At 67.6% G+C, this 25,374-nt stretch carries 27 protein-coding genes; 11 read left to right on the forward strand and 16 right to left on the reverse strand.

The window, feature by feature from the left end:
• Window positions 1-8: 8 nt before the first annotated feature.
• On the forward strand, window positions 9-671 hold the full coding sequence (locus tag HNP51_RS01070; RefSeq protein ID WP_184266024.1) for a hypothetical protein: 663 nt from the start codon (window positions 9-11) through the stop codon (window positions 669-671).
• On the opposite strand, the gene HNP51_RS01075 is transcribed toward HNP51_RS01070, so the two are convergent.
• On the reverse strand, window positions 634-2,229 hold the full coding sequence (locus tag HNP51_RS01075) for a hypothetical protein (RefSeq protein WP_184266027.1): 1,596 nt from the start codon (window positions 2,227-2,229) through the stop codon (window positions 634-636). The genes HNP51_RS01070 and HNP51_RS01075 overlap by 38 nt on opposite strands.
• A gap of 210 nt (window positions 2,230-2,439) precedes the next feature.
• On the opposite strand from HNP51_RS01075, the gene HNP51_RS01080 reads away from it, so the two are divergent.
• Window positions 2,440-2,838: an IPTL-CTERM sorting domain-containing protein gene (locus tag HNP51_RS01080; protein WP_221415688.1), complete on the forward strand. Its 399-nt coding sequence runs from the start codon at window positions 2,440-2,442 to the stop codon at window positions 2,836-2,838.
• 10 nt (window positions 2,839-2,848) lie between these two features.
• Here HNP51_RS01080 and HNP51_RS01085 read toward each other — a convergent pair whose 3' ends face one another.
• Genes HNP51_RS01085 through HNP51_RS01100 form a run of 4 tightly spaced genes read right to left on the reverse strand, consistent with a single transcriptional unit; the run spans window position 2,849 to window position 6,917 of the window.
• Window positions 2,849-4,114 carry a dicarboxylate/amino acid:cation symporter gene (locus HNP51_RS01085; RefSeq protein ID WP_184266030.1) on the reverse strand — a complete coding sequence of 422 codons (1,266 nt, stop codon included), beginning with the start codon at window positions 4,112-4,114 and terminating at the stop codon, window positions 2,849-2,851.
• Between the two features lie 60 nt (window positions 4,115-4,174).
• Window positions 4,175-5,104 carry a DUF6999 family protein gene (locus HNP51_RS01090; RefSeq protein ID WP_184266033.1) on the reverse strand — a complete coding sequence of 310 codons (930 nt, stop codon included), beginning with the start codon at window positions 5,102-5,104 and terminating at the stop codon, window positions 4,175-4,177.
• On the reverse strand, window positions 5,101-5,841 hold the full coding sequence (locus HNP51_RS01095) for an iron-containing redox enzyme family protein (RefSeq protein ID WP_184266037.1): 741 nt from the start codon (window positions 5,839-5,841) through the stop codon (window positions 5,101-5,103). The genes HNP51_RS01090 and HNP51_RS01095 overlap by 4 nt, the downstream gene beginning before the upstream one ends.
• On the reverse strand, window positions 5,781-6,917 hold the full coding sequence (locus tag HNP51_RS01100) for a beta-ketoacyl-ACP synthase III (RefSeq protein WP_184266040.1): 1,137 nt from the start codon (window positions 6,915-6,917) through the stop codon (window positions 5,781-5,783). The genes HNP51_RS01095 and HNP51_RS01100 overlap by 61 nt, the downstream gene beginning before the upstream one ends.
• Window positions 6,918-7,042: 125 nt before the next feature.
• On the opposite strand from HNP51_RS01100, the gene uvrB reads away from it, so the two are divergent.
• Both uvrB and HNP51_RS01110 read left to right on the forward strand, forming a co-directional pair.
• A complete protein-coding gene (gene uvrB, locus HNP51_RS01105; RefSeq protein ID WP_184266043.1) occupies window positions 7,043-9,391 on the forward strand; it encodes an excinuclease ABC subunit UvrB in 2,349 nt (782 codons plus the stop codon).
• Window positions 9,392-9,537: 146 nt separating this feature from the next.
• Window positions 9,538-9,867, forward strand: a complete 330-nt coding sequence (locus HNP51_RS01110; protein ID WP_184266046.1) for a hypothetical protein — start codon at window positions 9,538-9,540, stop codon at window positions 9,865-9,867.
• 231 nt (window positions 9,868-10,098) lie between these two features.
• On the opposite strand, the gene HNP51_RS01115 is transcribed toward HNP51_RS01110, so the two are convergent.
• From HNP51_RS01115 to HNP51_RS01150, 8 genes are all read right to left on the reverse strand, one after another.
• Window positions 10,099-10,386 carry a GNAT family N-acetyltransferase gene (locus tag HNP51_RS01115; RefSeq protein ID WP_184266049.1) on the reverse strand — a complete coding sequence of 96 codons (288 nt, stop codon included), beginning with the start codon at window positions 10,384-10,386 and terminating at the stop codon, window positions 10,099-10,101.
• Window positions 10,387-10,400: 14 nt separating this feature from the next.
• Complete coding sequence (locus HNP51_RS01120; RefSeq protein WP_184266052.1) at window positions 10,401-10,775, reverse strand: hypothetical protein; 375 nt, start codon at window positions 10,773-10,775, stop codon at window positions 10,401-10,403.
• A 9-nt stretch (window positions 10,776-10,784) separates the two neighbouring features.
• Window positions 10,785-11,165, reverse strand: a complete 381-nt coding sequence (locus HNP51_RS01125) for a serine/threonine protein kinase (RefSeq protein ID WP_184266055.1) — start codon at window positions 11,163-11,165, stop codon at window positions 10,785-10,787.
• Window positions 11,166-11,223: 58 nt separating this feature from the next.
• A complete protein-coding gene (gene folB / locus HNP51_RS01130) occupies window positions 11,224-11,613 on the reverse strand; it encodes a dihydroneopterin aldolase (RefSeq protein ID WP_184266058.1) in 390 nt (129 codons plus the stop codon).
• Window positions 11,610-12,146, reverse strand: a complete 537-nt coding sequence (locus tag HNP51_RS01135; protein WP_184267506.1) for a 6-carboxytetrahydropterin synthase — start codon at window positions 12,144-12,146, stop codon at window positions 11,610-11,612. Before HNP51_RS01135 ends, folB begins: the two co-directional genes overlap by 4 nt.
• 94 nt (window positions 12,147-12,240) lie before the next feature.
• Window positions 12,241-13,020 (reverse strand): SDR family oxidoreductase, encoded by a 780-nt coding sequence (locus tag HNP51_RS01140; protein WP_184266062.1) that lies wholly within the window; start codon window positions 13,018-13,020, stop codon window positions 12,241-12,243.
• Complete coding sequence (locus HNP51_RS01145) at window positions 13,021-13,434, reverse strand: dihydroneopterin aldolase (protein ID WP_184266065.1); 414 nt, start codon at window positions 13,432-13,434, stop codon at window positions 13,021-13,023. It abuts the gene before it with no gap.
• Window positions 13,435-13,567: 133 nt separating this feature from the next.
• Window positions 13,568-13,822: a hypothetical protein gene (locus HNP51_RS01150; RefSeq protein ID WP_184266068.1), complete on the reverse strand. Its 255-nt coding sequence runs from the start codon at window positions 13,820-13,822 to the stop codon at window positions 13,568-13,570.
• A 59-nt stretch (window positions 13,823-13,881) separates the two neighbouring features.
• Here HNP51_RS01150 and HNP51_RS01155 point away from each other — a divergent pair, with 59 nt between their 5' ends.
• From HNP51_RS01155 to pgsA, 5 genes are all read left to right on the forward strand, one after another.
• Window positions 13,882-14,355, forward strand: coding sequence for an NUDIX domain-containing protein (locus tag HNP51_RS01155; RefSeq protein ID WP_184266071.1), 474 nt, complete (start codon window positions 13,882-13,884; stop codon window positions 14,353-14,355).
• Window positions 14,356-14,364: 9 nt separating this feature from the next.
• On the forward strand, window positions 14,365-14,811 hold the full coding sequence (locus tag HNP51_RS01160; protein WP_184266074.1) for a DMT family transporter: 447 nt from the start codon (window positions 14,365-14,367) through the stop codon (window positions 14,809-14,811).
• A gap of 16 nt (window positions 14,812-14,827) precedes the next feature.
• Window positions 14,828-16,720, forward strand: a complete 1,893-nt coding sequence (uvrC, locus tag HNP51_RS01165) for an excinuclease ABC subunit UvrC (protein WP_184266077.1) — start codon at window positions 14,828-14,830, stop codon at window positions 16,718-16,720.
• A gap of 20 nt (window positions 16,721-16,740) precedes the next feature.
• Window positions 16,741-17,361 (forward strand): carbonic anhydrase, encoded by a 621-nt coding sequence (locus HNP51_RS01170; RefSeq protein WP_184266080.1) that lies wholly within the window; start codon window positions 16,741-16,743, stop codon window positions 17,359-17,361.
• Between the two features lie 73 nt (window positions 17,362-17,434).
• A complete protein-coding gene (gene pgsA / locus HNP51_RS01175; protein WP_184266083.1) occupies window positions 17,435-18,067 on the forward strand; it encodes a CDP-diacylglycerol--glycerol-3-phosphate 3-phosphatidyltransferase in 633 nt (210 codons plus the stop codon).
• A gap of 177 nt (window positions 18,068-18,244) precedes the next feature.
• On the opposite strand, the gene HNP51_RS01180 is transcribed toward pgsA, so the two are convergent.
• From HNP51_RS01180 to HNP51_RS01190, 3 genes are all read right to left on the reverse strand, one after another.
• Entirely contained in the window at window positions 18,245-18,772 is a 528-nt protein-coding gene (locus HNP51_RS01180; protein WP_184266086.1) for a GNAT family N-acetyltransferase, read from the reverse strand.
• Window positions 18,769-20,835, reverse strand: a complete 2,067-nt coding sequence (locus HNP51_RS01185; RefSeq protein ID WP_184266089.1) for a S46 family peptidase — start codon at window positions 20,833-20,835, stop codon at window positions 18,769-18,771. The genes HNP51_RS01180 and HNP51_RS01185 overlap by 4 nt, the downstream gene beginning before the upstream one ends.
• Before the next feature lie 308 nt (window positions 20,836-21,143).
• Window positions 21,144-23,237, reverse strand: coding sequence for a S46 family peptidase (locus HNP51_RS01190; protein ID WP_184266091.1), 2,094 nt, complete (start codon window positions 23,235-23,237; stop codon window positions 21,144-21,146).
• Between the two features lie 193 nt (window positions 23,238-23,430).
• Here HNP51_RS01190 and HNP51_RS01195 point away from each other — a divergent pair, with 193 nt between their 5' ends.
• Window positions 23,431-24,603, forward strand: coding sequence for an ABC transporter permease (locus tag HNP51_RS01195; protein WP_184266094.1), 1,173 nt, complete (start codon window positions 23,431-23,433; stop codon window positions 24,601-24,603).
• Window positions 24,600-25,355 carry an ABC transporter ATP-binding protein gene (locus HNP51_RS01200; protein WP_184266097.1) on the forward strand — a complete coding sequence of 252 codons (756 nt, stop codon included), beginning with the start codon at window positions 24,600-24,602 and terminating at the stop codon, window positions 25,353-25,355. The genes HNP51_RS01195 and HNP51_RS01200 overlap by 4 nt, the downstream gene beginning before the upstream one ends.
• The last annotated feature ends 19 nt before the right edge of the window (window positions 25,356-25,374 follow it).

The following is a 25,374-nucleotide window of genomic DNA, read 5'->3' on the forward strand; positions in this document are numbered from 1 at the left end:
GGTTCAGCATGATGATCCGCCTCGCCGCCCTCTCCCTCGCTGGCCTGATGCTCGGCGCCTGCACGACCACGGTCGGCGGCCTGCCGGTCAGAAACACGCCGTCCGATCTGGCCCAGTGTCCCGACCTGAGCGGCGTCTATCAGTCACAAGGTGAGATACTCAGCCGCCGGGGCAAGTCGACCGCAGAGCCCGACCTGAACGCCTTGCTGGCCCGGCCTCTGGCCGTGCGCGACTTGTCGCAGTCGCCGGATCTTTGGCGCGACGGAGCTCCGACCAAGGTCGCTATGTCGCTGAAAGACAGCGCCTGGCGGATCGAGACCGCCGACGATCAGGGCGGCGCCGCCGAGGGCCGTCTGCCTCTGCTGAATGGCGCACCCGATCCGCAGCCGAACGAGCCACCCTACACCGCCGACCTGCTATCGCGCGCCAACGGCTGCGCCCGCGACCGGCTGTGGATCACAACCCACAGCGTGCACACCCAATACGAAAGCTACACGGCCAACCATCACGTGGGCGTCCTGTCCGCCACGCCCGAGGCCCTGATTCTCGACCTATGGTCAGAGCGGCGTCAGATGGGGCTGCTGCCCTGGGCCTTCGTCGACAGGTCGCTGACGCGTTACCGCTTCGCCCGGATCACGACGCCCGCGTCGCCAGCGGCGGTGCAGCGGTGACGGCCCAGGCTTTCGGCGCGACCAGGGGCTTGCCGCACTTCGCCTCGATCAGCCGGCCGTCCTGGGTGCGATAGCGCACCGGCAGCGAGGCCGCGCAGCGCGCTTGAACCGCGAAGAACATGGCGGTCGCCTCGCTGGCCGGATCATGCCCCTCGACCGACGCCAGCAGCGGGTCGCCCGACAGCGGCCCGCACTTGTCTCCGCTATCCAGCTTGATGCCTTGCTCGACGCTGTAGAAGCCTGCGCCGCCGCCTGCGCAGTTCTCATCGTTCAGGTGGAACAGGGCCGCCAGGCGATAGTCGCTCGGACCGGGTCGATCCTCCAAGGTCACGCCCAGCGCCATCAACCGGGCCTCGATCCCGCTCCAGCGCGCCGCACCCGGACCGTCCATCAGCACGCCGACCGCGCTGTCCGCTTGCAGCAGGGCGCGGAAGTCGGTGACGCCATAGCCTTCGCTCGCCCGCCCCGCGTCCAGCATGACCTTCCACAGGTCGAACACGTCCCGCGTTCCGCCCGACGTCTGCCGCGTCTCCAGATCGGCGATCCACTGCACCACGACGCCGCAGTTGTAGATGGCAGAGCCGGATCGCAATCGACGGGGGTCATAGTCGGCGTTCCCCAAGGCCTTGCGGCACCCGTTCAACCGCTGGGCCAAGGACGTACGCCCCTCAGTTTCGTCGATCACGCCGGTCGACACGGCGGCGACCACTGCGCCATATTCGGCTCCGCCCTCGTGCAGCCAGGGCGCCGTGTCGCCGTCCACGGTCGTCACGCCATGGCCGTTCCACAGGTGAAACGTCTCGTGCCAGACGAACGTCGACAGCTGCCCCGCTACCTCGGGCGGCGGCGCATTCCAGGACGAACCGTGGAAGCGCGTCGAGATGACGCCCGTGTCGGTGACGTCGCCGCGAAAAGGATTCGGCCCCGGACTATCGGTGGTGACGATCAGGGTGGGCTCATAGGGCAGATTGCGCCCCAGCCGCGCACCATAGAAGGCCTGCGCCGCAAAGAAGCCGTCGCGCATCGTCGTCGCCAGGAAGGCCGGCGCCGAGGCGCTGGTCACGACCGCCGCGCCGTCGCGGCGCATCACCACCTCCTTCGGTCCCAGATAGACATAGCCCTTGACCGCATCGGTCGTCGGCAGGGTCGCCTCGCCCGCGACCGGCCGAGCGGTCAGCACCGCGTCCATGCCCTGAAGTTCCAACCCCGGCCCATAGAGGACGTGGCCCGTCCCCACGCGGGCCAGCCCCATGTAGGTACGGTCCACCTCGGCGGCGTCGGGCGCGATCCGGATCTCGAAACGGTCGAAGGGTTCGGCGCCCTCTACCCCGCCGTCCTTCAGCGTCAGGCCCGGCGTCGTCACCGTCCACAGGTCGCGGATGACGCTCTCGGACAGAAAGGCGACCCGCGTGGTCGGTTCGGCCAGCCGCCAGGTCACGATCACGCCGCCGGGCGCGCTGCGCGCCTCGATGGTCGCCGCCTGCTCGGCCAGCGCGGAGGTTGAAGCGCCGCAAACCATCGCCAGGGCGGCGAACGCGCCCGCCAGTCTCTTGCTCATGATGTCTTCCCTCCGAGGCCCCTGCAGCAAGGAAGCTTGGCCTTGATGGCGGAACTTGGTCAACCGGCGGTCATTATCCCCTGCCCCTCGCCGCACACGAGACATGGGGCCGCTTGATTTCATGCGTCAATTCAACGTGACGCCAAGCTCGGACTGCGATAGCAGGCGCGGCGAAACGCTGGCCTGACGTCGGCGTCAAAGGAATTCAAAGTGCGCAAACTCACCCCTCTGCTGATCGCGCTCTTCCTCAGCCTGGGCCTCGCCTCTCCCGCCTTCGCGATGCAGATCTTCGTCGTGACCCTGACCGGCAAGACGATCACGCTCGATGTCGAAGGCAGCGACTCGATTGAAAACGTGAAGGCCAAGATTCAGGACAAGGAGGGCATTCCCCCCGAGAGCATCCACCTGATCTATGGCGGCAAGCAACTCGACGACGCGCGCACGCTGTCCGACTACAACATCCAGAAGGACAGCACCCTGACGCTGGCCCTGGTTCAGCCGCTGGCGGCGATTCCCACGATGTCGGAATGGGCCCTGATCCTGCTGGGCGTGTCGCTGGCCGGCGGCGCCGCCTTCCAGCTACAGCGGCGGCGCCTGATCCGGGCCTGAGCCGCCACCCTCAGTCGGCCTCGACGGCCTCGCCGCCCTGCACCATCCGCGTCACCGCCATGTCGGCGGTGACATTGCCCAGGGTGCGGAAGATGTCGGGGATGACCTCGACCGCCAGCAGCAGGGGCAGCATCTCCAGCGGCACCCCCATGGCGATGCAGATGGGGGCGATGGAGGCGAAGAAGCTGGCCTGACCCGGCAGCCCCACGGTGCCGATCGAGATCAGCACCGCCGTCAGCATGGCGGCGAACACCTGGCCCGCCGAAGGCTCGATGCCGAACAGGTGGGCGCAGTAGATGGCCACGCCCAGGTTGGCCACCGGGCTGGTGATGCGGAACACCGCCACCGCCAGCGGCAGGACCAGGCCCGCCGTGGCCCGCTTGACCCCCAGCATGTCCACCGACCGCTCGACCATGACCGGCAGGCTGGCCAGCGACGACTGGGTCGAGAAGGCCACCACCTGGGCCGGGGCCGCGGCGCGGGCGAAGCGCCCCAGGCTGACCCGGCCGAAGATGACCGCCAGCGGATAGAAGATCAGGCCGATGCCGATGCAGGCGATGGAGATCAGGGCCACATAGTGCAGCAGCACGCCGGCCGCGCTGGCTCCGGCCATCAGCCCCACCCCGATCGACAGGGCGAAGACCCCCAGCGGCGCCGCCAGCAACACCCAGCGGACGATGGTGATCATGGTCTCGCCGACCGCCTCGAAGAAGGTGATCAGCGGCACGCGCAGCCGGTCGGGCAGGCCCGAGGCCGCGAAACCGAAGAAGACGGCGAAGACCACCATGCCCAGGATGGCGTCCTCGGCCGCCGCGCGGATCGGGTTGGCCGGGGCGATGGTTTTCAGGAACTCGCTGAAGGGCGCGCCGGCGCCCAGGCCCTCGGCCCCCTCGGGCTTGATGGCCAGCAGCAGACGCGCGCCTTCCGGGTCGATCGGCCACAGGGCGTGCAGGCCATAGGCCGCCCCCACGGCGTAAATCGTGGCGAAGACGATCAGGCCCCCGAACCAGGCCACGGCCCGCATCGCCAGCCGCCCGGTCCGCGCCGCGTCCGCAATCGAGGCGATGCCCGTCACCAGCAGACTGAACACCAGGGGAATGATCGTCATCCTCAAGGCGTTGAGCCACAGCTGGCCCAGGGCCTGGATGAAGTCCGCCGTGGCGTGGCCGCCCGGCAGACCCCACTTCTGCGCCGCCGCCCCGGCGACAAGGCCCAGCACAAGCGACAGCAGCACCAGGGTGCTGAGGGAGGTCAGAAAGGAACGCGCCGTTTTCATAACGGCGACGCTAGCAGCGCCCGTGAAACGCGCCAGAGGAAATCGGCGTCGCCGCGCGGCCTAATGCGGCGTGCCCGAATTGGCGGGATCCAGCGGCAGACCCGCCGCCTGACGCCCCTTCATCACCCGCAGCCAGCCGTGCATGGCCTCCGAATCCAACCCGTGCATCATCAGGCGATAGCCCGCCTGCAGCGTCGACAGGGCCACCAGCGGATGGCCGTTCTTGACGAAGGCCATGTGGTAGCTCGTGCCCAGGATGCGGGCGATGTAGATGGCCATCACCTCGTCCAGCTGCAGCGAACTGGACGCCCGCACGAAGTCGTCCCTCGGCAGCATCAGGGCGTAGATGGGGGTGTAGAACTCCACCGCCGTCTGCACGTCGACGAAGTTGTGCCAGCGGCGCGGAAACTCCTCGAACGGCGGGAATTCGTCCGAGATCATGGAGAAGTCGATGCGCTCGGGCGGCGTCAGTTCGCGCCCCTCGGCGCGCAGCACCGTGTTCAGCTCGATGACGAAGTTGAAGATGTTCAGGTCGTGCTGGAGGAACAGGTCCGGCTCGATGTCCTTCAGCCGCGTCGGCGTCAGCGGCCACTTGGTCACCTTGTCGCCCACGCCGGCGTTCTCGCGCACGAAGGCGGTCAGCTCGGACCCGACATGGAAGTGGCGCAGGATCACCCGATTGGCCTCGGGCGTGGCGAAGGTCCGCAGCCCCCAGTGGATGGTTTTGTGCAGCAGGCCGTTCAGGTTCGGATGCTTGGGCGAAATGACCCGCAGCACCTTCACCAGGCAGAAGAACAGGAAGACCAGAGGCCGCGCCACCGGGAACAGCCAGCGCCGCGATCGGGAACGGGCGCCCAGCAGCAGGTCGCGTTTGGCTCCGTCATCGATCGGCAGGCTGTGGTCCAGATAAAGCGCCATCCACGGATCGGGATCCTTGGGATCGAACCGCGCCGGGTCGAACGGATCCTCATGCGGTTTGAAATATCTCACGCCGCGATCTCCTCGATCTGCAGGGCGTAGAGGCGGGCCGTCACCCTGGCCGTGACGACGATGCGTTCGGCGACGAAGGGATCGGGCAGGACCATGCCCAGCATCTCCTCGAACTCCTTCATGTGCTCGGCGTCGTTGTCGCCGTGATAGAGCAGGAAGCGCACCGCCTCGTCGGGCAGGGCCAGCCGCTCCTGCACCTTCAGGCCCCACGGCCGTGCCTTGATCGAGCCCAGCCCCTCGATGATGAACATGGCGCCCAGCAGGCCGAAGGGATCGGGCTTGGAAGCCTCATGGAACATCCAGGCCGACAGGGCCTCGGACCCCACGTTCTTCGGCGCCGACTGGATGTCTGACAGCAGCCCGCCCGAGGCGACGAAGTCGGCCTCCAGAAGGCGGAAATCGCGATGCTCGGTCACCGCGTGGCGCATCAGGGTCGAACGCAGTTCCAGATGATCCTCGCCGATGTTCGACGCCGCCCGGCTCATCCACAGCGCTCCGTCCTTCACCTGCTGGCGCAGGTTGATCAGGAAGGCGTGGTAGTCCCCGATCTCGAACCGCCCCCGCGTCAGCTTGCGGATCAGGGGCGTCGCCTCCAGCCGCTGCTCGAAATCGGCGAAGACGACCGCCAGCTTCCTCAAGCAATCGGCCACGGCCGCCTCGGCTTCGCGTTCCGCCATCACACGATCTCCAGCATCATGAAGCCGATCATCGCCCGCCCGCTCTCGGGCACGATGCACAGCACCTTGTCTCCGCGCCTTCCGCGTCCCGACGCCATGAAGGCGTCCAGCATGACCCAGATCGAGGCCGAGCCGACATTGCCGCTGTCGGCCAGGGTCGTGAACCACTTCTCCTCCGGGATCATGGCGGCCGTGCTTTCCAGCAGGCCGACGATCTCCTGACGCAGCGACCGCGCCGAGTAGTGGCACAGCAGGTGGTCGACCTGATCCGGCACGATCCTTCCGGCGTCCACCTTCTCCAGCCAGACCCCGATCCAGGCGCGAATGACGATCTTCAGCAGGTCGAAGTCCTGCAACAGGGCCACCGCCCCCGCCGCATGGGCGGCCACAGGGCCTGCGTGGCTCCAGGCGCTGGTCATGTCGGCGCGCGCTTCGGGCGTTGATCCGGCCCACATGCAGGGATCGAAGCGCCCGGCCAGCGAGGTCATGTCGATCCATTCGACCTTCAGGCTCAGGCCGTCGGGCTTCGGCCTCGGCTCCATCACCACGGCGCCCGCCCCGTCCGACAGGGTGAAGCGCAGGAAGTCCGCCTCGATCCGCGCTCGGCCCTTCTCGTCCACCAGGGCCGTGCCCTCATAGAAGGCGGGCCGGAACCAGCGCGACGAGAACTCGCCTGCACAGGCGGCGGCGACCTCCGCTTCGCCCGCGCGCACGCTCAGCCACGCGCCCTTGGCCGCCATCAGGGCGCTGGCGCAGACCGACTGATAGCTGAACGCCTCCAGAGGCCCGGCGCCCAGTTCGGCGTGAACCGCGCTGGCGTGGCCGGGGACCAGATAGTCCCCCTGCGTCGCCGCCGCGCCCAGATGCTGCAGATCGCCCAGGCTCAAGCCCGCCTCGTCCAGCGCCGCCCGCACCGCCTCGGCGCACATGGAGGCGTTGGAGTGCAACGGCTCGCCGTCCGCATTCAGGGCGTAGTGCCGCCCCTCGATCCCGTTCCAGCGCAGGGCGCGCCGCCCGACGGCCGACGCCCGCCCGCCGATGCGGCCGATGACGTCCTCCATCCGGTCGTTGCCGACCCGCTCGCCGGGCAGGACGGCGCCGGTCCCGGTGATGAAGACGTCGCGAAGCATACTCATGGGGCGGACCTTGGCCGCACGCCCCGGCCCGCACAAGCCGCAAACCGGTGGATTGCGCGCGAACAAGCCACGCCCCGACGCGCCGCCTATGGCGTCCTCGGCCCGCGCGCACTACCTTGACGTTCATGGCTCGTTCTCCCTCGACACCGTCGCCCAAGCCCGTTCATGTGCCCGGCCAAAGCGCAGGCATGCAGGAGATGGCCGCGCCCTTCCTTCAGGACGCGCCGCGCGGCCGGGGGAACAAGGCCGCCCCCATGTTCGCTCCCGTCACCGGCCCGCGCCTGACGCCGGAGGAGCCGCCCGCCGCCCCAGGCGACTGGGTCCCGCACCGCCCCTCGCGCGAGGGCAAGAAGAAGGGCGGCCGCTTCCGGCTGGAGACCAAATACACTCCCGCCGGGGACCAGCCCGCCGCCATCGCCGAACTGTCGGCCATGGCCGATGCGGGCGAGCGCGACCAGGTCCTGCTGGGCGTCACCGGCTCGGGCAAGACCTTCACCATGGCCAAGGTCATTGAACAGACCCAGCGCCCGGCCCTGATCCTGGCCCACAACAAGACGCTGGCGGCCCAGCTCTATTCCGAGTTCAAGGCCTTCTTCCCCGACAATGCGGTCGAGTATTTCGTCAGCTACTACGACTACTACCAGCCCGAGGCCTACGTCCCGCGCACCGACACCTACATCGAGAAGGACTCGTCGATTAACGAGCAGATCGACCGGATGCGCCACTCGGCCACCCGCGCGATCCTGGAGCGCGACGACGTCATCGTGGTCGCCTCGGTTTCCTGCATCTACGGCATCGGCTCGGTCGAGACCTATACCGCCATGACCTTCTCGCTGAAGGTCGGCGACCAGATCGACGAGGCCAAGCTGCGCGCCGACCTCATCGCCCTGCAGTACAAGCGCAACGACCTGAACTTCGAGCGCGGCATGTTCCGCAAGCGCGGCGACGTGCTGGAGATCTTCCCCGTCCACATGGAGGACCGTGCCTGGCGCATCCAGCTGTTCGGCGACGAGCTGGAATCCATCCAGGAGTTCGACCCCCTGACCGGCAAGAAGACCGCCGACCTGGAGGAAGTCACCGTCTATGCCGCGAGCCACTACGTCACCCCGCGCCCGTCGCTGAACCAGGCCATCATGGGCATCAAGGCCGAGCTGAAGGAGACGCTCGACTGGATGACCGAGAACGGCAAGCTGCTGGAGGCCCAGCGCCTCGAACAGCGCGTCCGTTTCGACCTGGAGATGATGGAGGCCACCGGCGCCTGCGCCGGCATCGAGAACTACAGCCGCTGGCTGACCGGCCGCGCGCCGGGCGAGCCGCCGCCCACCTTCTTCGAATACATCCCCGACAACGCCCTGCTGTTCGTGGACGAGAGCCACGTCACTGTGGGCCAGATCAACGGCATGTTCCGGGGCGACTACCGCCGCAAGTCGACCCTGGCCGAGTACGGCTTCCGCCTGCCTTCCTGCATCGACAACCGCCCGCTCAAGTTCGACGAATGGGACGCCATGCGGCCCCAGTCGGTCTTCGTCTCCGCCACCCCCGGCCCGTGGGAGATGGAGCGCACCGGCGGCGTCTTCGTCGAGCAGGTCATCCGCCCCACCGGCCTGATCGACCCGCCGGTCGAGATCCGCCCCGTCTCCGGCGCCACCCGCAACCAGGTCGACGACGTCATCGACGAGGTCAAGGCCGTCACCCGCGCGGGCTACCGCTCCCTGGTCACCACCCTGACCAAGAAGATGGCCGAGGATCTGACCGAATACATGCACGAACAGGGGGTGCGGGTCCGCTACATGCACTCCGACGTCGACACGCTTGAGCGCATCGAGATTCTGCGCGATCTGCGCCTGGGCGCCTTCGACGTCCTGATCGGCATCAACCTGCTGCGCGAGGGCCTCGACATCCCCGAGTGCGGCCTGGTCGCCATCCTCGACGCGGACAAGGAGGGCTTCCTGCGCTCCGAAACCGCCCTGATCCAGACCATCGGCCGCGCCGCCCGTAACGTCGACGGCCGCGTCATCCTCTACGCCGACCGCATGACCGGCTCGATGGAGCGCGCCATCGCCGAGACCAACCGCCGCCGCGAGAAGCAGCAGGCCTACAACCTCGAACACGGCATCACCCCCGAGAGCGTCAAGCGCGACATCAAGGACATCCTCGACAGCCCCTACGAGTCGCGCGACCTCGACAAGCTGACCCGCCCCGGCGTCGCCGAAGAAGCCAAGCCCTTCCTCGGCTCCAACTTCCAGGCCGCCCTCAAGGACATGGAAGGCAAGATGCGCGAGGCCGCCGCCAACCTCGAGTTCGAAGAAGCCGCCCGCCTGCGCGACGAGATCAAGAAGATGAAGCTCCTCGACCTCGAATTCGCCAACGAAGCCCTCACCGGCGCCGGCGAAGACGTCGACAAGTCAGCCCCCAAACGCTGGCGCGCGGAAGCGGCTGCCGAGAAGGCAGAGGCGTTCAGGAAGGGGCGGTAGGGGATCGGGCGCTAAGCCGATCTTTTGCGCGACCGCCCCCGAGGCCTGAGGCTTGGGCGCCACAGGGGCGCAAAACTCCGCGTCTCCCTCAGATGAATAAGGGAACGGCGAGGAAATTGCGGCATTGTCGTGTCGAAGGGTGCATCATGTCGAAATCGAACAGTCCAGAATCCGACGACCGTCCCAACCTGCGGGTGGTCACCTCCCCCGAGGCCGAGGTCTATGACCTGATGCGTGCGCCAGAAACCACCGCCGAGCGCGTCAAGCGCCTGCAAGCCGAAGCGCGCGCCCTGGCGCTCGAGCAGGTCGAGGCGCTGGAGGAGGTTCTGCTGAAAGCCGCCGACATGGCCAAGGAGATCGCCGAGGGCGGCGACGCCTACCCCGTCGGCGCCCGCGAACTGGCCCATCGCCTGGGCCAGGACCTGCCGGTCAAGGCCGAGACCATGAAGGCCATCATCGCCAAGAGCCATCCATGATGGCCTGAAGGGCGCTAACGTGAGCGACGCGGTCGCTCGCTGCTTGAGCGCAGACCAAGGGCGCTATCGCGCGGCTCGCGGAGCCTCGCTGCTTGAGCGCATAAGCGTCCTTCCTTCATCGTCATCCCGGCCGAAGCGAAGCGCAGAGCCGGGACCGCCCAGGACGCCGCCGTCAGCACTTCTTGCGGTCCCGGATAGCGGCTGCGCCGCTTCCGGGATGACGCTTCGACGTCAGCCGACGATGTCGGAGAACTCCGGATGCCGCTTCAGCCACGCCACCGCATAGCTGCAGTGCGGGACCAGGGTCAGCTTCTCGGCGCGGGCGTGCTCGGCCATCGCCTGCATGAACCTCCCCGCCGCCCCCGTTCCGCGCAGGGCCGGATGGGCTTCGACGTGCAGGATGACCCGGGCGTGGCCGCGGATGGCGTACTCGGCCCAGACGGGATGCTCGTTCCCGTCCGCGTCGGCGAACTCCTGCTGGAAGCGGCGGTCGGCGGGCTGGTCGCGGAAGGCGGGCATGGAGGCTCCTGAAATCAGGCCGGCCGATCGTTCAGCAGGGCCAGCAGACCCAGAACGCTTTTCACCGTGAACCAGATCGACACCAGCAGCAAAAGAAGTCCGAACAGCAGCAGGAAGGGAATGCCGATCAGGAAGACCGAGGCCACGGCGCTGACCGCGATCAGGCCCCACAGAACGATGGTGATCCAGAAGACCGACCAGAACAGCTTGATCTGCGCCTCGATATGCTGGGCCGCCAGCCCGGTCGCCGAGCCCCGGCAGGCGTAGGCCACGACCAGCCCCGCCAGCACCAACAGGTTGGCGCTGGGGATCGACAGAATATAGAGGATCCAGGCCAGAACGGCCCCGTCTCGGCCGTTGCCGCGCGCCTCAAGGTTCTGATCGGTCATGACGGGCCTTTAGTAAAAGAGACGAAGGGGATGGCGGATGGCGCGGCCTTCCAGCAGGTCTTTCAGACCCAGGGCGCCGCGCACGATGGTCCACACCGCCATGACGAACAGGACGAAGACGCCGACGTTGATCAGGATCAGCACCACCCCGCCGACGATGGCGGCCACGGCGGCCATCAGGGTCCGCTGCTGAAAGATGAAGTGGCTGCGCGCCACGGGCTCCGCGGGCGGCGGCTTGCGCCAGACCCGCAGCAGGCCGATCGCCGCCGCCACGCCGAAGGTCGGCACGGCGAACAGGATCAGGGCATAGCCGACATAGAGGCTGGTCAGGTCGCTGGCCTGGTCGGACGAGGCCGCGCTGTTGCTGCTGTAATCGCCGGAATGGACCATCGGAACCTCTTGAACGAGGCGGGACAATGGCGGGACGAACGGCCCCGCGCAACCGGCCTCAGCGCGAATAGGCGACTTCGCAGCCCGCGGCCGCCGCGCCGGGAATGGCGCCGGGCTTTTCGACCCGCACCTTGACCGCCAGGACACGCGGATCGTTCAGGCAGGCCAGGGCCACCCGCTCGGCGAAGGTCTCGACCAAGGCGATGTGCTCGCCGGCCGCCAGATCGCGAGCGATGCGGGCCACGCCCTCATAGTCCAGGGTGTCGGACAGGGTGCGGATCGGGGCGGCGCCCAGGTCCAGCTCGACGTCCACGAACAGGGGCTGCAAGCGACCGTGCTCGTGGGCGTGAACCCCGATGGCGGCCTGCACCTCCAGACCGCGCACCAGCACGGTCAAGCCCAGACGGCGCGGCTCGGACGCGGTGAAAGGCGTGACGACGGCGCTCACGACCAGGTCTCCGGCGGCAGAAGGTCATTGATGCTGAAATCGGCCCGGTCGCACCAGCCGCCCAGCACCCAGGCCCGCTCGGCCTCGGTAAGACCGCGCGTCAACACGGTATTGGTCGGCGTCTCCTCGATGGCCAGTTCGGCCAGCCGGAAGGGCAGGCCCTCGGCCTTGAGGATGGCCTCCAACTTGCGCCACAGCGCGATGACCAGGGCCTCGGTCGTCGGATCGCCGTCGATGGTCAGGACCTGGTTCAGCCGCTGCGGCTCATGCGTCTGGAACCAGTCCAGCAGAGGGTCGGCGCGGTTCAGCTGGAAGGCATGGTCCAGGCTGCGGTCGACAAAGCCGTGCCAGCGCCGCTTCAGGTTTTCGAACGAGGCGGCGTGGTTGGACTGGCCAAAGGCGATCTCGGCCGTCGGCTCCAGCGTCACCTTGACGAACTCATTGTGGCCGTGCGGCACGGCGCACTTGGACCCCGCATCGGCGATCAGCCGGTGCGCCATCGAGAAGCGGCGGGTGAACTGGACGGCAGGCATCAGGGGCAAGGGTTCCGAAAACGCAGTCGCCCCATATAGGCGCCGCGAAGGGTTCGCGCATCAACACCCTGACGACGGCGAAGTAAAGGCGGGGTCAGGGAACAGGGATACCGTCAAAGGCCACGTCCCGCCCCCGCCCGATCAAGGTCTCGCCCCCGTCGATGGTCAGGTTCTGGCCGGTCAGACTGGGCGTCTCGAGGATGAAGCGCACGGTGCGGGCCACGTCGTCCAGCGAGGAGCCGCGTCCCAGGGGCGTATCGCGCCACGCGGCTTCATACTCGGCCTCGGTCTGCTCGCCGCTGCGCAGGATCAGGCCGGGCGAGACGCCGCACAGCCGGATGCGGGGCGCCAGCCCCATGGCCAGGGTCCGCGTCAGTCCCGCCAGCCCGACCTTGCCGGCCGTATAGGCGAAGAAGTCGGGGTTCGGACTATCTACCTTGTGATCCAGAATATTGACCACCACCCCCTGCCCGTCCGCCGCCTCGATCGCCCGGGCGAAGTCGCGGATCAGGAAGACCGGCGCGGTCAGGTTTGAAGCCAGATGCTCGGCCCACGACGCCTCCGTCAGGGTCTGCAAGGTATCATAGCGGAACAGGGAGGCGTTGTTGATCAGGGCGTCGATGCGCCCGAAATGACCGACGACGCGGTCGATCAGGACGTCACGCTCGCTCGGCTCATTGAGGTCCGCCGCAAAGGCCGCGGCCTGCACGCCCTTGGCGCTCAGCTCGGCGACCAGGGCCGCCGCCTCGTCCGCCCCGCCGCGATGATGGACGGCCACGTCCCAGCCCGCCTCGGCCAAAGCCCGCGCGATCCCGGCGCCGACGCGCCGCGCGGCCCCGGTGATCAGCACCACCTTGTTCAAGGGGTCGCCCATTCAGCCCGGCCTGCGGCGGAAGATTTCCACGCCCGCGCCCGCAGCCTCAGGGAAGATGTCCGGCTTGGTGATCCGCACCCGGCAGGCCTCGACCGGCGGCAGGGCGAAGCAGACGCCGATCAGCTCCTCGACCAGGGTTTCCAGCAACTCGACATGTTCACGCCCGCGCCAGCCGTTGATGTGATCGCGCACCCGGTCGTAATCAATGAAGTCGCCCTCCGGCCCAGATTCGGCCAAAGGCCAGGCGGCGAACATCTCGACATTGACGATCAGCCGCGTGGGGCGCTCGGGGTGCCGCTCCCACGGGTGCAGGCCGATGCGCACATCGACCGCCACGTCCGACAACAGGACACGGACATGGTCCCCGGCGTGACGCCAGTCGAACCCGCCCGTGCCGGCAGCGGATTCAGTCAACCCGGCCGAACTCGAAGAAGTTCACGGCGGCGATGACGGCGATGAAGGTGAAGATGATGGCGATGGCCAGCATGGGAAGGCTCCTGTTCAAAGCTTCGCATAGAGGGGCGCGACGCTGGGTTCAAGCCGGAGATCAGAGCTTCATCCACCGTCCCAGTCGCTCAAGTCCGCGAACTGCAAGCTCCATGAGCCCGAGCAGACCTATGGCCAGAACCGCTTTGATCACCAACCCGATGGTGAAGCCGTCTTCCCGAAACGCAGCCACGCCGGCAAACCCGAACACGGCGGCCAGAATTCCGATGGCGAGCCTCATCCTTATCAGGTGCACACGGCCATGGACCGGCGCATCGCTGGATGATGACCCGCTAGTTTCCTGCTGACGCTCCATGACTGAACAAGATCATGGGCAGGCTCGGCGCACAATCCAAAGCATGACACTCTCACCCCATGACCACCTGGCGCACCCGAATCGAGCCCTTCACCCGGCCTGTCTTCTTCGCCGTCTCGCGGATGCGGCGGGGCATGACCCTGGGCGTGCGCGGGCTGGCGGTCGACGGCGAGGGTCGGGTGCTGCTGGTCAAGCACACCTATCTACGCGGCTGGTGGCTGCCGGGCGGCGGCGTGGACAAGGGCGAGACGACCCAGGCCGCCGTGGTCCGCGAACTGCGCGAGGAGGCGGGGCTGATCGCCAGGACCGAGCCGCGCCTGATCTCGGTCCATTCCAACGAGCGCTTCTTTCCCGGCGATCACGTCCTGGTCTTCTCCATCGACGCCTTCGACCTGACCGAGCGCACCAGCCACGGCGAGATCGCCGAGATCGGCTGGTTCGCCCTCGACGCCCTGCCCGAAGATACGACCCGCGCCACCCGCGACCGCCTGGCCGAGATCTTCGGCGGCGCGCCCGCCGATCCGAACTGGTAGAGACCCCGCATGCAGGTTCCCATTCTTGTCTTTCTGACCCTGCTGATGGCGGGCGCCGCCACGGCCTTGCAGGGTCCGACCAACGCCCGGCTGGTCACGGCGGTCGGGTCTCCGGTGAACGCCGCCTTCATCTCCTTCGCGGTGGGCACCGTGGCGCTGGGCTGTCTGGCCCTGGCCTTGCAGACGCGACCTGACGTCGGCGCGATGAAGGCCCTGCCCTGGTGGGCGTGGATGGGCGGCTTCTACGGCTGCGCCTTCGTCATTTCCGCCGCCTGGGGCGTGCCGCGCCTCGGGGTCGCGACCACCATCACCCTGATGATCGCCGGCCAGTTGCTGCTCAGCCTGGTGCTGGACCACTTCGGCGCTCTGGGCGTCGAGAAACAGCCGCTGAGCCTGGGCCGCATCGCCGGGGTCGCCCTGGTGATCGGCGGCGTGGTTCTGGTTCGTCGGTCCTGAGCCTATATCCCCGCCGATGACCGACGAGACCCCCGACATTCCGGACGCCGCCGCCGGCGCCCCGCTGCCGTTACAAGCCGCAGAGCTGATCGCCGACGAGGCGCGCCGTGCGCCCGACAAGCCCGGCGTCTATCGCATGTACGGCGAGGACGGGACCTGCCTCTATGTCGGCAAGGCCAAGTCCCTGAAGAAGCGCATCATCCAGTATGCGCAAGGGCGGTTCCACACCCAGCGCATCGGCCTGATGGTGTCGCTGACCCGGTCGATGGAGCTGGTGGTCACGGCCTCGGAGACCGAGGCCCTGCTGCTCGAGTCGAACTTCATCAAGAAGCTGAAGCCGCGCTTCAACGTTCTGATGCGCGACGACAAGTCCTTCGCCGAGTTGATGATCCGGCGCGACCACCGCGCGCCCCAGGTGCGCAAGCATCGCGGCGCCCACACCATTCCCGGCGACTACTTCGGCCCCTTCGCCTCGACCTGGGCGGTCAACCACACCTTGAACACCTTGCAGAAGGCCTTCCTGCTGCGCTCGTGCTCGGACAGCGTTTACGAGACCCGCACGCGGCCCTGCATGCTGCATCAGATCAAGCGCTGCTCGGCTCCCTGCACCGGCCTGATCTCGCTTGAGGACTATTCAGAACTGGTGAACGAGGCGGAGGCCTTCCTGCGCGGCAAGTCGCGGGCGGTGATCGGCCGCCTGTCGCAGGAAATGCAGACGGCGTCCGACGACATGGATTTCGAGACCGCCGCCCGCGTGCGCGACCGCATCCGCGCCCTGTCGGCAATTTCCATGCAGAACAGCGTCAACGCCGACGGCGTGGCCGAGGCCGACGTCTTCGCCCTGCACGCCGAGGGCGGTCAGGCCTGCGTCCAGGTCTTCTTCTATCGCGCGGGCCAGAACTGGGGCGGTCGGGCCTATTTCCCCCGCGTGGACAAGACCGACAGCGACCCCGAAATCCTCGCCGCCTTCCTCGGCCAGTTCTACGAGGACAAGCCGATCCCGCGCCTGATCCTGTCCAACGTCCGCCCGCACGAGCTGGAGCTGCTGGAAGCCGCCTTCTCGATGAAGGCCGAACACAAGGTGGAGATCGCCAAGCCCTTGCGCGGCGGCAAGCTCAGCCTGGTCGATCACGCCCTGACCAACGCCCGCGAGGCCCTGGGCCGCAAGATGGCCGAGAACTCCGCCACGTCGAAGATTCTGGACGAGGTCTGCGAGGCCTTCGGTCTGGACGCCCGCCCCGAGCGGATCGAGGTCTATGACAACGCCCATATCCAGGGGACCAATGCGGTCGGCGGCATGATCGTCGCCGGGCCCGAGGGCTTCCGCAAGAACCAGTACCGCAAGTTCAACATCCGCGGCGACGATCTGACCCCCGGCGACGACTACGGCATGATGCGCGAGGTCATGCGCCGGCGCTTCGGCAAGATGGTCAAGGACGAGGAGGCCGGCGAGGCCGTCGAGCGCCCGGACCTGCTGCTGATCGACGGCGGGGCCGGGCAACTGGCCGAGGTGCTGGCGGTGCTGGCTGACCTGGGCGTGGACGACATCACCGCCGTCGGCGTGGCCAAGGGGCCGGATCGGGACGCGGGCAAGGAGCATTTCTTCATGCCCGGCAAGCCGCCCTTCATGCTGCCGCTGAAGAGCCCGGCCCTCTATTACATTCAGCGGCTGCGCGACGAGGCCCACCGCTTCGCCAACGGCGCCCACGCCCAGCGCCGCTCCATGGACATCAAGAAGAACCCGCTGGACGAGATTGAGGGCGTCGGCCCCGCCCGCAAAAAGGCCATGCTGCACGCCTTCGGCTCGGCCAAGGGCGTGTCGCGCGCCGGGGTGGCGGACCTGATCAAGGTCCCCGGCGTCAACCAGGCGCTGGCGGAACGTATTCATGCCTTCTTCCGCAAGAGCTGAAGCCGGTTTAGGAAGCGCCCATGACCGATGAACGCGACGAACTGACCGAAGGCTATCACCGCTTCCGCCAGAACCGCTGGCCGACGGAACATGCCGAGTATGAAGCCCTGGTCCATGGCCAGAAGCCGCACACCCTGGTCGTGGCCTGTTCCGACAGCCGCGCCGATCCGGCCCTGATCTTCGACACAGCGCCGGGCGAGTTGTTCGTGGTGCGCAACGTCGCCAACCTGGTTCCGCCCTATGAGCCCGACGGCAAGCTGCACGGCGTCTCGGCGGCGCTGGAGTTCGGCGTCAACGTGCTGCAGGTCAAGCGCATCGTCGTCATGGGTCACGCCTACTGCGGCGGCGTGAACGCCATGCTGAACGGCTCGCCGTCAAACTGCCAGGACTTCGTCGCCCCCTGGGTCGCGCAGGGCGCGCCGACGGTGCGCCGCGTGGTCGAGGAGTTTCCTGCCGATCAGGTCGAGCGGGCCGCCGAGGAAGCCGTGGTGCGCCTGTCGATCGACAACCTGCGCACCTTCCCCTGGATCGCCGCGCGCGAGGCGGCGGGCGATCTGGTGCTCAGCGGCCTGCACTTCGGCATCGCCGACGGCATCCTGTCCAAGCTGACCGGCGCCAAGCGGTTCGAACGACTGGGCTAAGCGGGACAAGTCGCCGCCCTCGCCTCTTGTGGCGAACCGTGCCACACCCTCAGGCGTTGCAATGGACGTGATGATGACTTCTGCCCACAAAGCCAACCCGATCCCGAACATCCTGACCGGCATTCGTCTGGCGGCGGGCGTGGTCATGTTCCTGCTGCTGGCCGGCGCCACCAGCGGCTTCCCCTTCGTCTCGGCCATGCTGAGCCCTGACGATCAGTTCGCCATGTACCGGACGGGCTTCTGGATCTTCGTCATCGCCGCCTCGACGGACTGGATCGACGGCTATCTGGCAAGGCGCTGGAACGCCGAGACGCGCTGGGGCGCCATCCTGGACCCCATCGCCGACAAGATCCTGGTCACGGGCGCCATCCTGGGCGTTCTGACAAGCGGGTCGGTGCAGCAGATCATCATCCCCTGCGGCCTGATCCTGTTCCGCGAGTTCGCGGTCTCGGCCCTGCGCGAGACCATGGCCGGGCGCATCACCCTGCCTGTCACCCTGGCCGCCAAGTGGAAGACCACCCTGCAGATGGTGGCCCTGGGCTGCCAGCTGTTCGCCCGCAACTGGGACGGCTGGGGCCTGCCTTTCGACTACCTGCCCCACTTCCAGCTGTTCGCCGACACCCTGATCTGGCTGGCGGCCCTCATCACCCTGTGGACCGGCTGGCAGTATTTCAACGCCGCCCAGAAGCAGATGCGGGATCTCTGAGTTTCTCCTTCTTCCCTTGAGGGAGAAGGTGGCCCGATAGGGCCGGATGAGGGGTGTCGGCGCCGCGGTCTGAGATGTCAGGCTGGCCGCCGGCACCCCTTTTTCATGAGGTCGCGCTGACACCCCTCATCCGAGCGCCTTTCGGCGCCCACCTTCTCCCACAAGGGGAGAAGGACGTCAGAGCGCCTTGTCCATGACCACGAACTCCAGCTCCCGCGTCTGCGGCAGGCCGAAGCGTTCGTCGTCCAGCGGGAAGGGGCGGGTTTCGCCGGTCAGGCGATAGCCGCGGCGTTCGTACCAGGCGATCAGCTCGACGCGCTGGCGGATGACGGTCATCTCCATGCGGGTCGCGGCGAAGCGGCTGCGGGCTTCGGCCTCGGCGGCCTCGATCAGCAGCCGGCCCAGACCGCCGGCCTGATGGGTCGGGTCGACGGTCAGCAGGCCGAGATAGGCCAGACCTTCGCCCTGATCCGCCACCTGGACGCAGCCGGTCAGAGCCCCATCGACCTCGGCCAGCAGGATGACCCGGCGGGCGTCGGCGAGGATGTCGAGCAGTTCGGCCTCGTCGGTGCGCTGGCCGCCCAGCAGATCGGCCTCATGGGTCCAGCCGGCCCGGGCAGCGTCGCCGCGATAGGCGCTTTCGACCAGGCGGTGCAGCCCCGCCACGTCCGAAGACGCGGCGGGACGGAAGGTCGTCGCGGTCATTTGACCCCGAGTTCCTCGATCAGGTGATCCATGCCGTAGACGTCGCGCAGGGCCGTGGTCACGGCCTGGGTGGTGACGATGACGCTGCGGTTGACGTTGCGGTCATAGCCGTAAGCGTTGCGCTGGGTCAGGACGGTGGAGTCGAAGTTGGCGCCGATGATCTCGCCCTTGGCGTTGACGGCGGGCGAGCCCGACGAGCCGCCGATGGTGTCGGACGAGACGGCCATGTTCATCACCGCATTGGGGTCGATGCGGTCCTTGGCGGCCAGCAGCTTGGGCGCGACGTTGAAGGGCTCAGCGCCCGTCGCGCGGTCCCACAGGCCGGCGAAGGTGGTGAAGGCGCCGATGCGCTGGCCCGGAACGTCCGTGCCTTCGACGCGGCCATAGGTCAGGCGGAGCGTGCCGGTGGCGTCGGGATAGACGGCGTCGCCATAGGCGGCGAAGCGGGCGGCGGCCAGTTGTTCCGAAGCGCGGTCGGTCGGCGCCTTGACCTTGTTGTCCCAGTCGGCGCGCACGGCGCGGGCGTCGGCGTCGATGGCCAGGACGTACTGGATCAGCGGATCGGTCGAGGCCTGGACGGCCGGCAGACCGCCTTCCCACAGGGCGCGGCGCACGGCCGGGTCAGCCAGCTTGGTGCCGGTGATCAGGCGGGCCGACAGGGCCTCGGGGCTTTCCTTGCCCAGCAGGGTGCGGACATAGGGGCTGTCGACGGTCAGCCATTCGCGGGTCTTGGACAGCCACCACTCCAGACGAATCTGCTCCAGTTCCGGGTAGGTCGGGCGCTCGGCGAACAGGCCCGACTGGACGCCCGGCAGACGGCTGTCGGCGAACTCGCCCAGACGCTGATCGGACGGCTTGGCGCGCTCCTGGGCGCCGCGCACGATGGCCCGCGCCCACTGGAACAGGGGCGAGCCGCCCGCGACCGAGGTCGTGCCCATGCCGGTGCCGCCTTCCAGCAGGGTCATGGGGGCGTAGAGCTCGCGGGCCAGAGGTTGAACCCCGTCCAGCGTCGCCCACGGATCAGTCGCTCCGCCCGCCGCACGGGCGCGGAAGTCCGCCTCGGCCTCAGCCTTGGCGGCCATGAAGGCCGGGTCGATCAGGGCCGCCATGCGGCCGCGACCGCGCTTGTAGGTGTTCTCGACGCCGACGATGGGGTCCATGGCGATGAAGGCCTGTTCCTCGCCCTCTTCCGAGTAGCGGATCAGGCGGCCGCGCAGTTCTGAGGCGATCAGCTGGTCCATCGGCAGGACCACGTCGCGGATGGTCATCAGCTGCGACTGGGTCAGCAGGCGCTGGGTCGAGCCGGGGTTGCCGGTGACGAAGACCGGCTCGCCCTCGGTCGGCTTGTTCGGGTTCCAGGTGAAGTGGGTCGGCGTCAGGGCGGGCTTGCCGTCCTCATAGAGGCGGATGAAGGCCGCATCGATGGCGAAGCGCGGGAAGGAGAAGTTGTCGAGGTCGCCGCCGAAGGTCGCGGCGCGGTCTTCCGGCGCCCAGGCCAGACGCACGTCGGAGTATTTGCGGAACTTGTAGAGCTTGAACTGGCCGCCGCGATACAGGCTGACGACCTGGCAGCGGATCTTGGGATCATCGCCGCAGTTCTCGGTTTCGATGCGGCCGGCCTCGGCCTCGCGCGCCTGGGTGAAGGCCTGGCCGTCCAGACCCTCGCCCGCCTTCTGCACGCGCTCGGTCACGTCGGAGATGTCGGTCAGAATCTCGGCCGAACCGCCGGGGCATTTCAGCTCCTCCTCGCGGCTCTTGGGCGTGAAGCCGGTCTCGGCGTACTGCAGTTGCGGCGTGGACAGGTTGGCGACGCAGGTGGCGACGCAGTGATTGTTGGTCATCACCAGGCCTTCGCCCGAGATGACGCCCGCCGAGCAGCCGCCGAACTTGACCGACGACAGGCGGACCTTGTCCAGCCAGGCCTGGTCGATGTTCGTGCCCAGGGTCTGGTTGGCGCGGGCGATGGGGAAGTTGTCGTAGGTCCACATGCCCTCCTCTGCCTTGGCGGAGTTGGCGGCGGCGAAGGCCAGAACGGCGGCCGAGGCGAAGAACATGTGACGCATGGAGAACTCCTGGTTCAGACTCTGGCGAGGAAAAAACAGAGTCCAATTCGTCTGAATAGTCTGAAATCGGCGGCGCGGATCAAGAGAAGCTAGCAGGGCGCTGCGTCAGACGGGGGCGTACTTTCTCCCTCCCCTTCATGGGGAGGGTGGTTGAGCCCGGCAGGGCGAAACCGGATGGGGGCGGCAGGGCAAGTCAGGCGCAGCATTCTCATCGCCACGCCCTCCCCACCCGGTCGCTGCGCGACCACCCTCCCCATGAAGGGGAGGGAGAGGCGCGGCGTCTGGATTGGACGCCGCGCTCAAAGCCCTTAGCGCGTGACGCCCAGTTCGCGCAGCAGGCGCGGCTGGTTGTAGACGTTGCGCAGGGCCTCGGTGACGGCGGCGGTCGAGACCGTCACCGTGCGGTTCAGTTCGCCGTCGTAGCCGTAGGAGCCGCCCAGCGAGTGGATGTTGCCGTCGAAGGCGGCGCCGATCACTTCACCCTTGGCGTTGATCACCGGCGAGCCGGAGTTGCCGCCGATGATGTCGTTGGTCGAGACGAAATCATAGACGACGTTCTTGTTGATGCGGCTCTCGGCATCGACGAAGCGCTGGGCCGCGTTGAACGGCTCGGCGCCCGTGGCGCGCTCGTACAGGCCGCCCATGTAGGTGAAGGCCGGCACGGTCACGCCGCGATAGGTCCAGCCCTTCACCTGACCGTAGGACAGGCGCAGACTGAAGGTCGCGTCGGGGTAGAGGTTGTCGCCATAGACGGCGAAGCGGGCCTGGGCGACCTTTTCGGCGGCGCGGGCGGTCGGGGCGTTGACGCCCGCGTCCCACTGGGTGCGGACGGCTTGCGCCGCGTCGTCATTGGCCAGGACGAAGGCGATCATCGGGTCGCCCGACGAGGCCAGCTGTTCCGGCGTCATGGCCAGAGCCTGGGCGCGGAAAGCCGGGTCGATCAGCTTGGTCTCGACCAGCTTGGCGGCGATGCCCTCGGGGTTTTCGCGGCCCAGCATCGCCTTCACGTTGGCGTTGTCGACGGTCAGGTATTCGCGGGTCTTGGACAGCCAGAAGGACAGCTGGATTTCCTCGACGCCCTTGGCGATCGGGGCTTCCGAGGCCAGACGACGGCCCAGGGCGGCGATGTCGCTGTCGGCGTAGCCGGCCCGGCGCTCGGCGACCGGCTTGGCGCGTTCCTTGGAGGCGCGGACGATGGCGCGAGCATAGGAATAGAGGGTCGAACCGCCGCCGGCGTTCGCCTCCAGCTGACGGTAGGGCAGGTAGAGGTCACGCGCGGTGGCCTGGGTCTTTTCCAGATCGGCCCAGGGATCGCCGATGCGTTGCAGCAAGGCCGGATCAGCGGCGACGCGTTGACGCAGCTCGGCTTCTTCGGCGCGCTTCTTGGCCATGAAGGCCGGATCGGTCAGGGCGCCCAGCTGGCCGTAGTTGACCTTGAAGCCGTTCTCCAGACCAAAGATCGGGTCCAGCGAGACGCGCTTTTCTTCTTCGCCCTGGGTCGAGTATTCGGTCAGGCGACCGCGCAGTTCCGAGCTCTGGATCAGGGTGGTGGGGATCTGCTGGTCGCGCAGACGCTCCAGCTGGCTCATGGTCAGCAGGCGCGAGGTCGAGCCGGGGTTGCCGGCGACGAAGGTGACTTCGCCTTCCTTGGGCGCGTTCGGGTTCCACTTGAGGTGGTTCGGCGTGGCGACTGGCTTGCCGTCCTCATAGGCGCGCAGGAAGGCGGCATCGAGGGCGTAGCGGGGGAAGTTGAAATTGTCCGGGTCGCCGCCGAAGAAGGCCGCCTGGAACTCCGGCGCGAAGGCCAGACGCACGTCTTCATACTTGCGGAACTGGTACAGGGCGTACTTGCCGCCGCGATAGAAGCTGATGACCTGGCAGGTCAGCTTGCGGTCGTCGCCGCAGGCGTCCTTCTGGATCTTGTCGATCTCGGCGGCGCGGGCCGTGACGAAGGCGGCGCCTTCCAGGCCGGCGCCGGCGCCCAGCACGCGCTCGGTCACGTCGGTGATGTCGGTCAGGACCTCGGCGGTCTGGCCGGGGCAGGTCTTTTCTTCTTCACGCGTGGCCGGCATCCAGCCGTTCTTGACGTAGTCGTTCTGGGCCGTGGACAGATCCTGAACGCAGGAGATGACGCAGTGGTGGTTGGTCAGGATCAGGCCTTCGCCCGAGACGAACGAGGCCGAGCAGCCCTGCAGGCGCACGGCGGCGTTGCGCACGCCGTCCAGCCACGACTGGTCGATGCGGGTGCCGTACTTGTCGTTGACCGTCTGGATCGGGAAGTTGTCGAAGGTCCACATGCCCTCATCGGCGCGCGCCGGGGTGGCGGTGACGCCCATCACCGCGGCGGCGGCCCCCAGAGCAGCCAATGAGGCGGTGAAGGAAAAGGTGCGACGAAGCGACATTGGGCTCTCCCGGCGCGCAAGGCCCGGCGCCTCGCGTCTGTTATTGTGTAACTAGCGCCGTCCGTGGACGGGCCTCAAGCCCCCATAGTCCCGCATGGCGCCGGGGGGAAGCCGAAGCCTTACCCCGATTTAACTTGGCCCCGCGCTCCAGCCCGGTCAGATAACGCTGCAAGTCAGGGATTTGAAACGCGTTATGTCGCTCGCGCTCTCCACGCTGCTCTTTGAGTGGCGACGTTATATGGCCGCCGTCATGGCGCTGGCTCTGTCAGGTCTGCTGGTGCTGGCCATGACCGGGGTCTTCATCGGCATCGGCAAGGGCTTCACCGCCCAGATCGAACGCTCGGCCGCCGACATCATCATCATGCAGCCGGGCGCCAAGAGCCTGATCAACGGCCCCTCGGGCGTGCCGCGCCGCTTCATCCCGCTGGCCTACAATCACCCGGCCGTGGTCGAGGTTCAGCCTCTGGACGGCGCCGGCGGGACCTTCCAGTCGGTGAAGGAGGTCGATCCGACCATGTCCCAGGCCGACCGGGCCAAGCAGGGCGCGCCGCGCCAGAAATTCGTCCAGTCCAGCATCATCGACACCACGCCCGGCTCGGTCACCATTCCCACCGACTACTCGCGCGAACTGGTCGACGCCCTGCGTCAGCCCTACACCGTCGCGGTCGATGAAACGGCCCTGACCACCCTAGGCGTCAAGCTGGGCGACAAGGCCCTGTACAACGGCCAGACCGTCACCGTCGTCGGCGTGACGCGCGGCTATCCCAACATGATGCAGCCGGGCGTGGTCATGTCGCGCGACACCCTGCGCATGGTCGGTCAGGCCGACACCGGCCCGCGCGTCGGCCCCCTGATGATCAAGCTGCGCGACCCGTCGCAGGCCTCCATCGTCGCGGCCCAGCTGAATGAAATCGGCAAGGGCCAGTGGAAGGCCTGGACCCGTCAGGAACTGGCCGACGCCAACGCCGGCGCCATGTTCGAGGAAGGCATCCTGGTCATCATCATCGGCGGCTGCGTGGTGCTGGGCATCATCATCGGCGTGGCCATCACCTGGCAGACCCTGCGCGGCGCCATCATGGCCAACATCAAGGAGTTCGCCTCGCTGCGCGCCTTGGGCGTGGGCATGGGAAGCTTGCGCCGCATCGTCATGGAGCTGAGCTTCTGGGTCGGCGTGGTCGGCGTGGCCGCCGCCATCGGCCTGACCTGGCTGCTGTCGCTGTTCGCCCTGTCCAAGGCCGTCATCATCGCCCTGCCCCTGCCCCTGTTGATCGTCGTGGGCGGCGGCCTGATCGCCATCGCCATGCTGTCGGGCTTCCTCTCGATGGGCATCCTCAAGAAGAGCCAACCTGCGGACCTGCTGCGATGAACATGCATACGAAAGTTCAAGGCCGGCATGGCGAGTTCGCCATCGAGGCCAAGGGTCTGGTCAAGCGGTTCAAGTCCGGCAAGAACTATGTCGAGGTGCTGAAGGGCGTGAACTTCGACGCCCGACACGGTGACCTGACCATGGTCATGGGGCCGTCCGGTTCGGGCAAATCGACGTTGATCGCCGCCCTGTCCGGCCTGTTGAAGCCTGAAGCGGGCCGGGTCGACGCCCTGGACGTGGACGACATGTGGAAGCTGTCGTCGGGCCGACTGGACAAGTTCCGCCTGGATCACTGCGGCTTCATCTTCCAGGGTTTCAACCTGTTCCCGTCGCTCAGCGCCCTGCAACAGGTGACGACGGTGCTGAAATTCCAGGGTCTGACCCCGGATCAGGCGAAGAAGCGCGCCACCCTGGCCCTGGAAGAAGTCGGCCTCGGCCACCGTCTGCATCAGCGTCCGGCGGCCCTGTCCGGCGGCGAGAAGCAGCGCGTCGCCATCGCCCGCGCCCTGGCCAAGGACCCGCAGATCCTGTTCGCCGACGAACCGACCTCGGCCCTGGACGGCGAGAACGGCCAGGTCGTCATCAGACTTCTGCGCCGGGCCGCCACCGAGCACGGCGCGGCGGTCATCTGCGTGACCCACGACCCCCGCCTGGAAGCCTGGGCTGACCGGGTCATCCACATCGAAGACGGCGTGATCATCGACGATCAGCGCCGCATCCCCAATCCCGACGCCATTCTGGCCTCGCACTAGACACCGATCCTCAAGGACA

The organism is Brevundimonas bullata (assembly GCF_014207965.1).
In the GTDB taxonomy this organism is placed as follows: Bacteria; Pseudomonadota; Alphaproteobacteria; order Caulobacterales; family Caulobacteraceae; genus Brevundimonas; species Brevundimonas bullata_A.